The sequence below is a fragment of the Photobacterium salinisoli genome (assembly GCF_003614885.1).
Taxonomy (GTDB): domain Bacteria; phylum Pseudomonadota; class Gammaproteobacteria; order Enterobacterales; family Vibrionaceae; genus Photobacterium; species Photobacterium salinisoli.
The window spans coordinates 767,633-781,636 of sequence record NZ_QZMS01000011.1 but is presented as its reverse complement, the minus strand read 5'-3'; the positions used below and the strand labels follow the sequence as shown (position 1 = coordinate 781,636).

Sequence of the window (14,004 nt, the reverse complement as noted above, 5' to 3'; positions counted from 1 at the left end):
AGACTGCCGGGGTGAACCAGGCAGTCTGTTTTCTTGGCTCTCTGTTTTCTTAGCTCATTGCTTTGTGCTAAGACGGGAATGGCGCACTGGCCGGGCGGTATGTCCGCAGCAGTGCTGATCGCGCCTCGCCGGACAGTGAAATGCAGGTCGCTCTGGTGTCGGTAAAGATCCGAGCGCTCATCACGGCTTCGCCGCCGTTAACAAAGATTTCAACCGAGGACGTGTCGGCCAGGATACGCAGCTGAACCATATCGGAATCCAGGGGCAGTTCGCGAACCGTGTCCTGAGCACGGTTCAGGGTATGGCATCTATCCAGGATCAAGGCTCGGCGCTGGCTGTCAGCCCGAATCACAAGGTGTTGCGATTCATTCTGAAACAGCCGCAATTCATCTCCCCATTGCAGGCTGAAAGAAAGATCAAACGCTTTGGTTGCCAGATCCAGCGGCGTTGCAGAGAGTTGGATCGTCTGCTCTGCTAACACCAGTTTTTCCTGCTCACGAACAGGCCACTGGCATAACTTGCCGTCGCGTACTGTCAGTTCTCTCATACAGGTTAACTGGTGCACCCAGCCGTTATCGGCGGTTGGCTGATCAACCTCATCCGGCAATCCCATCCAGCCGCACAGCACCCGGCGACCATCGGGGGTCAGCAAGGTCTGGGGCGCGTAAAAATCGAAGCCGTAATCCAGCGGCTGAAACCCGGCAAGAGTGAGCTGGCCTTGCCCGTCCCAGCAGGCTTTGGCAATGCCATTATGATGGGGAACGGTATTGTGTGCTGAAAATGACGCAATACCCTGCGGCCCCAGCACCACAAAGTGCTGATCGCCCAGCTCAAAGTAATCCGGGCACTCCCACATATAGCCAAAATCGCCCAGCTCCTCGCCATAGAGCCGGTCAAACGTCCATTGCTTCAGATCGTCGGACTGATAAACCGCCAGCCGGCCTTTCAGATTTTCAGTTTGCGCGCCCAGCAGCATGAGCCAGTGATCCTGATGGCGGATGACTTTAGGATCGCGGATATGGGGTGTCACACCGGGCGGCAACGCATTGATAACCGGACCTTGCTTGGTAAAGTTCACACCGTCGGGTGAGGTTGCCAGACACTGAGTGGTCTGCCTGTCCCTTTGCACACCGATACGGGTGTTGCCGGTATAAAACAGCATAAGTTGCCCGCCGTGACTGATGGCATGGCCCGAAAAGACGCCATGGCTGTCAAACCAGTGAGAGGGAGTCAGTGCGATAGGCTGCCAGGTCCAGTTGATTAAATCCAGGCTGGTCAGATGCGCCCAGTGCTTATCGCTATGGGTGCAGGCATAAGGAAACCACTGATAAAACAAATGATAACGGCCATCATGAAAGATAAAACCATTGGGGTCATTCAGCAGTCCCTGAGGCGGAGAAATATGCCATGAAGGACGAAATTCGCACGGCACAGGTCGGGCAAAATCCTCAGACCTTGCCTGTTGTCTGACGGCAATGAGATTCCCCACCGCCAGCAAATCTTGTTCAGAGACATCTTCAGGCCGCCTGAAGGTGACCTGCAACTTACCCTGTACCGGCCCGATATGCTCAATCAGCCCGGATTCGCTGACCAAATCGGCATTCAGCACTTCAACAATGAGTGTATCGTCCGTTATGAGTATCCGGGCGATATTATCCATGCTGCCACAGAGATCGACTAAGGACTGAAGAGACATAAATGCAAACCTAAATTGGGAACGTTTGCAAAAATTACATCAAACAAGGCTGGCGGACAAGTAAAAAACGGGTATTCCTGTGCGTTTGCCACGCTCACAGCTGCAAAACCCGGACACTGCCGGGTGATATGCCATCAAAGTGGCCTAGCAGGTTTCACGGTCGATGTTCTGGAAAGTTAAAACGACTTTGCTCATCACCTGAGGCTTTCCTTCGATGAGTTCCAGCAAAACCCTGGCAGCACTTTCTCCTGCTTTATCAAAAGCATAGTTAAATGTAGACAGGCTTGGTGCGCAGACGGAACTCAGCTCGTCGTTACCGACCCCCAGTATTTTGATCTCCTTGCCAGCGGTTATCCCGGCGTCTCTCAGCGCGTTGATAGCACCAATCGCAATCCTGTCGGTGGCGCAAAACACCCCGTCGGTTTGGGGGAAGCGCTCGAGCAGCTGTTTCATCTGGCTGTAACCGGATTCAATCGTAAATTCGCCATGGCTGTGAAACAGCAGTGGCTCAGCCTGACGCATTTGCAGAGCCTGCTGCAACCCCTCTGAACGCATTTTGTCGACGGCCACGTCTGAATCCGCAACGCCAATAAAGCCAATCTGCCGGCAACCGGCATTCAATAACCGGTTGCCGGCTTCAAAACCGACGCGGAGATCATCATGGATGATGCTGGGAATATTAAACAACGATCCATCCTGCCCCACCAGAATAACCGGGGCAGAGGACTGATGAATGGCTTGCACCAGTTGCTGATCGATATGTGTGGCGTAAAGAACAATACCCTCCACTCTTTTCTTGTTAAAGAGTTGAATATATTCAATTTCTTTTTGAGCATTCTGCTGACAACTGGCTAAAAGGACATGCTTTTGCGCAGCGTCAAAGACCTGGCTCAGCCCGTCCACTCCCTGCGCTGTGGCATGTGATGAGACCCGCGGAACAATCACTCCAACTAAGTGAGTTCTCTGTGATTTAAGATCTTTGGCGACCTGATTAACCACATAACCCACCTCTTCAACGGCTTTCATGACCTTGATTCTGGTCGCTTTTTTAACACCATACTCATCATTGATCACGCGTGAGACGGTCGATTTTGAGACGCCAGCCAGCTGCGCCACGTCATGCAAACTTGCCATCGGCCTTGGCCTTTTTCTAACTGATTGGGATTGTTTGCAAAACTACCAGAAATTCATTGGATTACCATAGAGACAGGGCATTTTATACCGCGAAATTAGCAGATCCACTTCACATAAAGACGGAATGTGCTTTGACGACACCGATTTCTTCAAGAAAAATGACAATTGCAAACGTTCCCGAAAATATAAAACACCATAGATAGCACATAACGATTACAGCCAAGTACCTACCGGGGGATGAAATGGATTACCCAACAATTGCCAAAGCGCTTCTCAAGCAGCTTGGCGGCAAAGACAACCTGCAAGCTCTGGCGCATTGCGCTACGCGTCTTCGTCTGGCACTGAAAGATGATGCCATGGTCGATGAAAAAGCCATTGAGTCCCTTGATGGCGTCAAAGGCCAGTTCAAAGTGGCCGGTCAGTACCAGATCATTTTTGGTTCTGGGATTGTGAATCAGGTGTACGCAGAGCTGGCCAGACTCACAGGCATGACTGACATGTCGACAGCTGATGTCGCCAATACCGGCGCACAGAAACAGAATATCGTGCAGCGGGCCGTGAAAGGCCTGTCTGACATCTTTGTCCCGATTATCCCGGCCATCGTGGCCGGTGGTTTATTGATGGGGGTATTTAATCTCCTGACCGCAAAAGGCCTGTTTCTTGATGAGATATCATTGATTGATGCGTATCCGGGCCTGGCAGATCTGGCCAATATGCTCAACACCTTTGCGAATGCTCCTTTTGTGTATCTGCCTGTTTTGCTTGCCTTTTCGGCCAGTAAGAAATTTGGCGGCAACCCTTTCCTGGGCGCTGCGCTGGGCATGCTGATGGTCCATCCTGATTTGCTCAACGGCTGGGGATTTGGCAGCGCCAGCGTGTCCGGTACGGTGCCGACCTGGAATATCTTCGGCTTTAGCATTGAAAAAGTGGGCTATCAGGGCTCTGTCCTGCCGGTATTAGTCTCGGCATTTATTCTGGCGAAAGTTGAAAACGGCTTACGGAAAATTGTCCCGTCCGTGCTGGATAACCTGCTCACTCCTATGCTGGCGATATTTATTACCGGGTTTCTGACCTTTACGCTGGTTGGTCCGGTGACGCGGGATATTGGCTTTCTGCTGGGCGATGGCCTGAACTGGCTCTATGATTCCGCAGGCTTTTTAGGCGGTGCCTTGTTCGGGTTTATTTATGCGCCTTTTGTTATTACCGGGATGCACCATAGCTTTATCGCCATCGAAACCCAGTTGCTGACCGATATTGCGGTCACAGGCGGCACCTTTATCTTCCCGATTGCGGCCATGTCGAACATTGCCCAGGGCGCGGCAGCGCTGGCGGTTGGCTTCTCAACCCGAGAGACCAAAACCAAAGGCATCGCCCTGCCGTCCGGTGTCACTGCGCTACTGGGGATTACTGAACCGGCCATGTTTGGCGTGAATCTGAAACTGCGTTATCCCTTTATCGCGGCGATTATCGGCTCGGCCGTAGCAAGCGCCTGGATTACATTATTCAATGTCAAAGCTCAGGCACTCGGCGCAGCAGGTTTGCCCGGCATCATTTCCATCAGCCCTGGCTATATCGGTTACTTCGTGGCTGGCATGTTGATCTCGTTTGCTGTCACCTTTGTGCTGACGCTGCTGCTCGGCATTCGTCAAAAAGCCAAAGCGGGCGCTCTCGCAACGGCTTAATCTTCATCACAAACCTGGTTTTCAGTACCAGAGCAAGCCACTGGCAGACGCTTCCTCTCCCGAAGCGTCTGTGCCTTCAACTACCTTCCAGCAAAGAGTCACTACCGCGCATCAAACAAGGCCAAGTTAACCACAGAACCCAAGCGCGACATGCCTCGGTCGCTCCAAAATCCCCCAGCCATAACACCCTAAAAAACCAAAAGAAACCCAATCCCTCAGGGGAAAATTCAGGACGAATTTTCAGGTTGTCGGCGCCGGGAGCGCCTACAACCGCCCCGAACAACACCAAAGAAAACAAAGGTTTTCTGGGTACTCTTTTACCTCAAAAGAGTACCTGGCGCGCATCAAACAAGGCCAAGTAAGCCACCGAACTCAAGCGCGACATGCCTCGATCGCTCCATAATCCCCCAGCCACAACACCCAAAAAAACCAAAAGAAACCCAATCCCTCAGGGGAAAATTCAGGACGAATTTTCAGGTTGTCGGCGCCGGGAGCGCCTACAACCGCCCCGGACAACACCAAAGAACAAAAAGGTTTTCTGGGTACTCTTTTACCTCAAAAGAGTACCTGGCGCGCATCAAACAAGGCCAAATGAACCACAGAACTCAAGCGCGACATACCTTCACACTCAGACATCACAACTCAAACCAACATACCTATAAGTACTGCTGATAATCCTTCGGTGGAGAAGGCAATGATTCCAGCCCGATATCTTTCTTCATGTGCGGTGTGAGAGATTCTGCCGGCGCTTGTGCCTTTTTCTGCCAGTTTCCCCATAACCAGGGCTTTTTCTGCTTAAACAACTGAATTTCTACTTCCCATTGCAGTGCTACTCTGATCATTTTATTCTTCTCCTGTCACAGTGCCTGCAGGGATTATGCGTATAATGAGCGCCGGTCACGAACGATGATTCATTACACCAACTATAAGCTGAGATTATGGATAACCGACTACAACATTTATCCGGATTACGCTACTTTGAAGTGGCTGCCCGACGCCAGAGTTACAGCAAAGCCGCCGAAGAACTGTATGTCAGTCAGGCTGCTGTCAGTCAGAAAATCCGTCAGCTGGAGAACGTCCTGGGCTGCAAACTCTTTGTCCGCCAGGGACGAAACATGATACTGACCACACAGGGCGCCAGCCTGTATACCGATGTTTCCCGCGGGTTTGATCATATTCTGTCCGGGCTGAACCGCATTCAGGCCGAGCCTCTGGAAGGGATCCTGACCGTCAATACTTCCCGATCGTTTGCTTCCCGCTGGCTGATGCCCCGCTTGTGGAAATTCACCATGATTCACCCGGATATCTCTATCCGTGTCGATGCCACCGCCGATGCGCCAGACATGAAGTACGGCAATATTGATCTCGCCATCAGGCAGGGCCACAAGGTACATCTTGGTGACAGCATTCAGTCCTGCATCCTGTATGAAGAACCCGTGTATCCACTCTGTTCACCTGAACTGGCCAATTCGATGACATTCCGCCATCCGGAACAACTGCTCAACTGCTGGCTGATTCACTGGGCTGAAACCTGCAATTTAACCTGGGAACGCTGGTTTAACACGGCGGGCGTTGACGTACCCGAAGGCAACCTGCAATGGATGGAAGTCAGCACCTTTGAAATGGGCCTGAATGCCGTGATGGCAGGTCACGGTGCTTGTTTGGGGACACTAAGTCTGGCAGGTGATTTTATTGACAATGGCCTGCTGGTTAAGCCTTTTGATATAGGTTTAGTACCGGGTATCCGCTACACCTTATTTTATGATCGTACCTCACCGCGCATGACCCGTACTCAGGCGTTTATCGACTGGCTATATCAGGAAGTGCGCCAGTCTCAGCCGCAGTCGTTACTGACTTGAAAGCCTGACACATACACTTACTCTCATCGACCCGCTTTCACTTTTCTGCCGTCCGGTTCCCCCTCATAAAGCTCATTTGGTGTTGCAAGAATCATTTTGAGCCTCTATGATAATCATTAAATGAACCACACCAAATGAACCATTACGGTTTGCACAACAAAAGCAGTTTTGTGAAGGAGTCGCTATGTCTACCCTGTACGGCTATATTCGTCTTTCGCCGAAAATGGGCAATCCTGAGGCATTGATCCGGCAAATTACCGATTATGCGCCCGATTTGCGTCTGTTCCGGGAGACTGGGATCCGCGGCAACGTCACTGCCGAGGAACGCCCGCAATACAGCGCCTTGTTCGACATACTCAAGCCGGGCGATCAGCTGATCGTCCGCTGGGTAACGGATCTTGGCTTTCATTTCGATGCCTGCCACCAGACCCTTCAGCACTTACTGGACAAAGGCGTGATCGTGCACACGGTGAACCAACCGCTGACTTTCAAACCTAACTGCCCTGTCACCGATGCCTTACTGCTGATGCTCAAGGGCTATGCAAATTCCCACACCCAGCATCGGCTGTGGGCCGCCGAGGCGGGCCGGGATTCACTGCGCCAGGACAAAGCCGCGTGGAAAGAAAAATTTCGCGGGCGCCGTGCCAATCATGAGGTGCACCGCCAGATTGCCCTGCTGCTCCAGGCAGGGAAAACACTGCAGACAGTGGCCGACGAAACGGGTGTCAGTCTTTCTACGGTCAAACGCGTTAAAGCCAAAATGCAACACCACGGCCACGATCTGTAACCCCGAATTCAAACAGAGATTAAGACATGCAAAAACGACTGCAACCCAAAACATTCACTGTACAGCAAGCCTTTGATATCAGCCCTAACATGCGCCGCGTGATTCTGACCGGCGAGGATATCCGTCTTCTTCCCGCCGACAGCGCCGGTCAGTATGTCAAACTGCTGTTCACTCCGGCTGGCAGCACCGACCTCAGCACACTGCCCGAAGGGCAAAAACCGGTTTTGCGTACCTTCACCATCAGCGAATTTGATGCCGAGCAGGGCAACTTGTCACTGGATTTTGTCAAGCATCAGCACAAGGGCAAGAGCCAGCACAAAGACGTGCTCAATCCGGAACAGGGCGGCTATGCGTGCCACTGGGCCATGCACGCTCAGCCAGGTGAGCAGATTTCCCTCGGCGGACCGAATATCATTCAGGGCCTGGCAGAGGACAGTGACTGGGTGCTGATCATCGGCGATATGACGGCACTGCCTTCCATACAACTCAAAACGGCCCGTCTTGCCGCAGATTGCCGGGGTTACGTGGTACTGGCACTCAGCTGCGAGCAGGATCTGCCAGCGCTGCAACTGCCTGCCGGTGTTGACTTAATCACTGTGATGGAGGGGGAACACTCAGGCAACGCACTGGCGGAGAAAGTCACGCAACTGCGCTGGCTGGAAGGAAGCCCGGCTATCTGGTGTGCCTGCGAATTCAGCAATATGCGAGCCATACGCCAGCACATCAGCCGGCAGGATCAGTTCGATCGCAAAAGCTGTTACATCAGCAGTTACTGGAAACACGGAGTGACAGAAGACGGGCACAAGGTCATCAAACGCGACGATCAGGACAGCTATCATAGCAAAGCCTGATGCCGTCGCCGCCGAGGGAACAGCGGTTTCAGCCGCTTTTTCCTGGCGCCCTGTTTTGCTGGCCTGCCTGACCATCAGCATAGGTCAGTTTGGGATGGGACTGGTGTTTCCTTCTCTGCCCTGGATAGCCGATGACTTTGGGGTATCCGTTGATCAGGCGCAACTGCTGATAGCTGTCTACTTACTCGGTTTCGGCCCGTCGCAATTCATCTACGGCCCAGTCTCAGACGCCTTAGGCCGCCGCCGCGTACTGTTAGCCGGTATCCTGCTTGCGGTGGCCGGTCTGATTCTGGTGATCCTTGCCAGTGACCATTTTTACGGCTTAGTCGCGGGTCGCCTGATGCAAGGCCTGGGAGCAGGTTGCTGCGCTGTGCTGGCCCGCGCGTCGACACGGGATTCCTACACAGCTGAACAGTTGCCGCAGGCGCTGTCTTATCTGACCATGGTGGCGTCATTTACGCCGATTTTTGCGCCAGTGATTGGCGGTTTTATTAACCACCACTTTGGCTGGCTGTCGGTCTTTGTCGTGCTGGCAAGCTATATCATCCTGGTGTGGTTTGCACTGTATATGATGTTTAAAGAGACTATGCACGACAAACAAGCAGTGCCTTCAGTGAAGAAAGTCGCCGCTGATTACCGCTCCCTGCTATCGTCACGCTATTTTCTGAGTTTTGCCAGTATCGGGTGGCTGAACTTTAGTCTGGTTGTTACCACCATCTCGCTGATGCCATTTATTATGCAGGTCCAGATTGGCATGACCTCAGACGAATACGCGCTCTGGGCACTTCTTCCGACCGCGGGGTTATTTGGCGGCGGTTTTCTGGTCAGCCGGCTGCGGCCCAGAATCGGTACCATGCGCATGCTGTACCTCGCGCCTGTCGTTCATCTTATTGCGGCTGTCTGGTTAATCCTGGCACCGCTGACACCATTGATGATGATGCTGGGCCAGTTCCTGATGGTGTTTGGCAATGGGATCGCTATGCCTTGCGCACAGTCGCAGGTGATGCTGCCTTACCGTAAACAAGCTGGCACGGTGGCCGCGTTATCCGGTGGCGGTCAGATGCTGTTTTCAGCCTTAATCAGCATTGTATTGATTAAGCTTGGGGTTCATCAGGCCTGGCAGCTTGGCTGTGTGGTCGGGGTATTTGCACTGATTGTTACCCTGAGTATCCGTAACGGATTCAGCACCCCGCTACCTGATAGTCAGTAAAGAAAAAACCTGCCCCTCTTTGCGTTAACAGGGGCAGGTATTCAGTCGCAGTAAATCAAAAAGGTTACGATACGCGCAGGAAATCCAGCATCCAGCGAGTGACCCTTTCACTGTCTACCGGCATGTCCAGTGAGGTCAGTCCGGTATCCAGCACATTGGCCGGTAACATCGCCTTTCTTGCCAGCATCAGGTCACGCGAATAGGCTTTGCTGAATTCAGGGTGCCCCTGAATGCCGAGAAAATGCTCACCCACCTGTAGCATGTAATACGGGCAAAAATCACTCCCGGCCAGCACAGCCGTATCATCCGGTAGCCGGACAACCTGATCCTGATGACTCACCAGCAAAGACAGATCGGACGGAAGCGCAGCGCTTTCCTTTACGCCCGACGGCAATGCATGCAACGCATGTGTCGCCACACCTATCCCCCAACCCTGCGGCGCCTGAATCACTTCGCCACCCAGTGCTTTTGCAATCAACTGATGACCAAAGCAGATACCCACCAGTTTCTTTCTGCGGGCATGCAGTTCCCGCACAAAGGCCAGCAACGGGGGGATCCAGGGCAGATCATCATTGACACTGTGACGGCTGCCCGTGGTCATGTAGACATCACACTCGTCAGCATCTTGCGGCAACTCACCGTCCAGCGCCCGGTAAAACACCAGTTCCAGCGCGTCACCGGCATCGCGCAGCAGTTGATTGAACATCGCCGGATAATTTCCGTGGTCTGGCTGCAAATCCTGCCTGACGTCATCACACTGCAGAATACCCATTCTTACCGTCATGGAGCCTCCTGATGTCAGTGCTGCGGCAATCGACCCGTCACAGCATCCACGAAAATCCGGCTGTATTGCTCAGCGGTCAGTGCGACAGGATTTCCGCCTGCCGACGGATCCTGTACCGCCATGATGCCCACGCGCTGCGCGTCTTCAACCGTGATATCGATATCCGCCAGTGTATGGGGGATCGTCAGGGCGGCACGGAAATCCAGAATCCAGTTGAGGAAACTGTCAAAACCCGGCTCAGGTAAATCCAGATAGCGGGCCAGATGGGTCAGCTTATCTTCAATCGCACTGCGGTTTGCCACCAGTACATAAGGCATCAAAATGGCATTCAATAAACCGTGGTGCTTGTCGTATAACGCCCCCAGCGTGTGGGCAATGGCGTGCATGCCTCCCAGGCCACGCTGAAAGGCGGTAGCCCCCATACTGGAGGCCACCAGCATTTGGGTGCGGGCCTCAAGGTTACTGCCATCGGCAACCGCTTGCGGCAGATAAGCTTTAATCAGCCGGATGCCTTCCAGTGCGATACCCTCAGCCATCGGGTGATAGCCGTTGGCGCAATAGGCTTCAAGGTTATGTGACAGCGCATCCATGCCGGTCGCTGCGGTGATATGCGGCGGCAATCCGGTAGTCACCACCGGGTCAAGCAGCACACGCACCGGCAACATTTTGGGATGGAAAATGATCTTTTTGACGTGATTGGCCGTATCTGTGATCACCGATGCCCGCCCTACCTCAGAGCCGGTTCCGGCTGTGGTCGGAATAGCAACCACAGGGGCGATGGCCTCGGCATTGGCCTGCAACCAGTTATCACCCACATCTTCAAATGCCCACAGTGGTAATGACTGTCCCGCCATCAAAGCAATGGCTTTGGCTGCATCCAGACTGGAACCGCCACCAAAAGCAATCACACCGTCAAAGCCGCCCTGCCGGTACACAGCCAGACCGTCTTCGACATTTTCTCCGGTCGGATTGCCCTGAATCCGGCTAAATACCTCACAGCCCATACCGGCTTCGCGGCATAAGGCAACGGTTTCCGTCACCATGGGCAGGGCTGCCAGCCCGGGGTCCGTCACCAATAATGCCTTACTGATCCCGGCGCCCTGACATGCCTGTGCGATTTGCTGTAAACAGCCTTCGCCCACGGTGATCGGCGTGGGATAATTCCAGTTTCCTTTCAGCGTCATCTTGCTCTCCTTATCCGCCGGTTCAGGCCAGTGTTTTAATATGAAATGATTTCGGGCGAGTCAGTGCCGCAAAGCCCAGCGCCGACAAAGTGCAGCCACGGCCAGACTGTTTCACCCCGGTCCAGGCCAGTGCCGGATCGAGGTAATCACAGCGATTAATAAAGAAAGTGCCGGTTTCTACCTGCTTCCCTAACGCAATGCCCTGCTCAATATCACGGGTAAAAATGCTGGCGGTCAGGCCAAAATCACTGTCATTCATCAGGTTGACGGCTTCTTCATCGCTGTCGACTTTCATGATGCCGACAACCGGTCCGAAGGACTCTTCATGCATCACCCGCATCGAATGATCCACCCGGGTAAGCACTTGCGGCGCCAGATAGGGCGACCCGGCCTGACTGAGCGGGAAGGCCTTTTCATCAATATGGGCCACCGCCCCCTGGGCAATTGCTTCCTGAATCTGGCCACGGACAAAATCTGCAGCACGGGTCCGTACCAGCGGCCCCAGTGTCGTGTCCGGCTCATCCGGCCGGCCCAGCGTATACTGCCTGACAATGGCAACCGCTTTTTCGACAAAAGCGTCATACACAGAAGCGTGAACATAAATACGCTCGATACCACAGCACGACTGGCCGCTGTTGAAAAACGCCCCGTCAATCACAGTGTCAGCCGCATAATCCAGATCGGCATCCTCGCGCACGTAAGCCGGATCTTTCCCCCCCAGCTCCAGTCCGACTCCGATAAAGCGGCCCGCAGCGGCTTGCTCAACATGCGCGCCGGCCGGTACTGAGCCGGTAAAAGCGACATGATTCACCGCGTCCGACTGAATCAGTCTGGTGGTGTCCTCGTGCGTGAGATGCAAATACTGGAACACCCCTTCCGGCAGGCCTGCGGCATCAAACGCCGCTTTCAGCCGTTCAGCGCACAAAGGCGTCTGCGCAGAATGTTTGAGGATGACACTGTTGCCGGCCAGCAAGGCAGGCACAATGCTGTTGATAGCCGTCAGGTACGGATAATTCCAAGGAGCGATCACAGCCACCACACCAACAGGTTCACGGGTAATATAACGGCTGAAGCCGGGCTTGTCGGGCAGAGTGATTGTCGCCAGCGCGGCATCGCTTTCTTCGATCATATGGCGGGCGCGTTCAGCCAGACCGGCAATTTCGCCCTGCGCATAGCGGATTGGCCGCCCCATCTGCCAGCAGATTTCCAGACCCACTTCGGCCTTATTCGCTTCAAACCAGTCAACCGCTTTGCTGCAGATTGCCTGACGCTCAGCCAGTGCGACGCTCGCCCAGCTTTTCTGAGCACTTTTCGCCAGGCTGAGCGCTTGCTGAATCTCAGCATCCGAAGCAAGCGGGCGCGTGACATACACACTGCCGTCTACCGGCGATATCGTTTGTTGCATTCGAGTCATTGCGCATCTTCCTTAAATAATTTCGAAATACCGATCCATTTCCCAATCAGTCACGTGTTTTCTGAATTCCCGCTCTTCCCACTCACGGCTGGCAGCAAAGTGCTCAACAAACTCATCACCGAACATGGTGCGGGCAGCGTCTGACTGCTTAAATCGCTGCGCGGCATCCCACAGCGTACGTGGTAATTGTAGCTCCGGGGCGTGTGGCTGTTCGTAGGCATTGCCCTTCACCTGCTCGAACGGTTCCCATTCCTGCATAATGCCGTACAGACCGGAGGCCACTGCGGCCGCCAGTGCCAGATACGGATTGGCATCGGCCGCCCCTAAGCGGTGTTCGATTCGCTGGGATTGCTCACTGCCGGGGATCACCCGCAGAGCCGTGGTGCGGTTTTCCACGCCCCAGGTGGCATCCGTCGGCGCCCAGAAACCGGGGATCATTCGGGTGTAGCTGTTGATGGTCGGCGCAATCAGACACAAAAACTCAGGCATCAAACGCTGCTGGCCGGCCAGAAAATGCCGTTGCAGTTTGCTCATATTGTGAGTTTGTGTCGGATCGTAAAACGCCGACGAGCCGTCTTTATTTTTCAGCGACACATGAATATGCCCGCTCTGGCCGGGATAATCCCCCGACCATTTCGCCATGAAAGTCGCCAGCAGATCCCTTTTCTGTGCCAGCACTTTCATGAAGGTTTTGAACAAGGCCGCTTTGTCGGCGGCGGCCTCTGCACTGTCTACAGCGATGGCGGCTTCCAGCACCCCGGGGCCGGTTTCTGAGTGAATGCCTTCAATCGGAAAATCCATCTGCTCACTCATGCCCAGAATGGCTTCATACAAACCAGAATGGACAGAGTTGCGGATCATCGAATAACCAAACCAGTCCGGTGTAATGGTTTCCAGATTGCGAAAACCTTTTTCTCTGGCCGAGTGCGGCGTTTCATTGAACACGAAGAACTCATATTCAAGGGCGGCAAACACGTCAAAACCCATGTCACCGGCTTTTTGCAGCACTTTGCGCAAGGTGCCGCGCGGACAGACTTTCTCGGCTTCATCGGTGAACTCGGCAATAAACAGCAGCATGCCCTCTTCGCCGTAGACCTCCCGGCAGGTGTGCGGCAAAATGCGCACCGGAGCATCGGGATAACCGGTATGCCAGCCGGTATAGCGGGTATTGTCGTAGAGCTGATCTTTAGAATCCCAGCCCAGCACCACATCACAAAACGCAAACCCCTTTTCGAGCGATGAAAAGAACTTGGATTTCGACATGTATTTACCGCGCATGATGCCGTCGTTATCAAACAAGCCGACTTTCACGTGGGTCAGTGCGCGCTCTTCAACAATAGCCATGGCATCGGCAATCGTCTTCACTTCTCTGGCTTCCATGTGTACCTCTTTGATCAAGATGA

At 53.7% G+C, this 14,004-nt stretch carries 12 protein-coding genes; 5 read left to right on the top strand and 7 right to left on the bottom strand.

The features are described from left to right. Positions 1-67: 67 nt before the first annotated feature. Both D6M16_RS14875 and D6M16_RS14870 read right to left on the bottom strand, forming a co-directional pair. Entirely contained in the window at positions 68-1,696 is a 1,629-nt protein-coding gene (locus tag D6M16_RS14875; protein WP_120512633.1) for a glycoside hydrolase family 32 protein, read from the bottom strand. A gap of 144 nt (positions 1,697-1,840) precedes the next feature. After that, positions 1,841-2,830, bottom strand: a complete 990-nt coding sequence (locus D6M16_RS14870; protein ID WP_120512632.1) for a LacI family DNA-binding transcriptional regulator — start codon at positions 2,828-2,830, stop codon at positions 1,841-1,843. A gap of 242 nt (positions 2,831-3,072) precedes the next feature. Between D6M16_RS14870 and D6M16_RS14865 the strand changes: the two genes are divergently transcribed. Beyond that, positions 3,073-4,512, top strand: a complete 1,440-nt coding sequence (locus tag D6M16_RS14865; RefSeq protein WP_120512631.1) for a sucrose-specific PTS transporter subunit IIBC — start codon at positions 3,073-3,075, stop codon at positions 4,510-4,512. Positions 4,513-5,168: 656 nt separating this feature from the next. Here the strand turns inward: D6M16_RS14865 and D6M16_RS14860 are convergent. Then, positions 5,169-5,354 carry a hypothetical protein gene (locus tag D6M16_RS14860; protein WP_120512630.1) on the bottom strand — a complete coding sequence of 62 codons (186 nt, stop codon included), beginning with the start codon at positions 5,352-5,354 and terminating at the stop codon, positions 5,169-5,171. Between the two features lie 96 nt (positions 5,355-5,450). Between D6M16_RS14860 and D6M16_RS14855 the strand changes: the two genes are divergently transcribed. From D6M16_RS14855 to D6M16_RS14840, 4 genes are all read left to right on the top strand, one after another. Then, positions 5,451-6,371, top strand: a complete 921-nt coding sequence (locus D6M16_RS14855; protein WP_120512629.1) for a LysR substrate-binding domain-containing protein — start codon at positions 5,451-5,453, stop codon at positions 6,369-6,371. A gap of 184 nt (positions 6,372-6,555) precedes the next feature. Next, positions 6,556-7,158 (top strand): recombinase family protein, encoded by a 603-nt coding sequence (locus D6M16_RS14850; protein WP_120512628.1) that lies wholly within the window; start codon positions 6,556-6,558, stop codon positions 7,156-7,158. Between the two features lie 26 nt (positions 7,159-7,184). Continuing rightward, entirely contained in the window at positions 7,185-8,009 is an 825-nt protein-coding gene (locus D6M16_RS14845) for a siderophore-interacting protein (protein ID WP_120512627.1), read from the top strand. 55 nt (positions 8,010-8,064) lie between these two features. Continuing rightward, positions 8,065-9,219, top strand: coding sequence for a multidrug effflux MFS transporter (locus tag D6M16_RS14840; RefSeq protein ID WP_240435630.1), 1,155 nt, complete (start codon positions 8,065-8,067; stop codon positions 9,217-9,219). A 64-nt stretch (positions 9,220-9,283) separates the two neighbouring features. Here D6M16_RS14840 and D6M16_RS14835 read toward each other — a convergent pair whose 3' ends face one another. The 4 genes from D6M16_RS14835 to D6M16_RS14820 are packed head-to-tail and all read right to left on the bottom strand — an operon-like array spanning position 9,284 to position 13,981. Continuing rightward, the gene (locus D6M16_RS14835; RefSeq protein WP_120512626.1) at positions 9,284-10,003 is read right to left on the bottom strand and encodes a glutamine amidotransferase-related protein; all 720 of its coding nucleotides are present in this window, start codon (positions 10,001-10,003) and stop codon (positions 9,284-9,286) included. Between the two features lie 14 nt (positions 10,004-10,017). Beyond that, the gene (locus tag D6M16_RS14830; protein WP_120512625.1) at positions 10,018-11,187 is read right to left on the bottom strand and encodes an iron-containing alcohol dehydrogenase; all 1,170 of its coding nucleotides are present in this window, start codon (positions 11,185-11,187) and stop codon (positions 10,018-10,020) included. Positions 11,188-11,209: 22 nt separating this feature from the next. Beyond that, a complete protein-coding gene (locus D6M16_RS14825) occupies positions 11,210-12,601 on the bottom strand; it encodes an aldehyde dehydrogenase family protein (protein WP_120512624.1) in 1,392 nt (463 codons plus the stop codon). Between the two features lie 12 nt (positions 12,602-12,613). Next, positions 12,614-13,981: a glutamine synthetase family protein gene (locus D6M16_RS14820; protein WP_120513198.1), complete on the bottom strand. Its 1,368-nt coding sequence runs from the start codon at positions 13,979-13,981 to the stop codon at positions 12,614-12,616. Between the last annotated feature and the right edge of the window lie 23 nt (positions 13,982-14,004).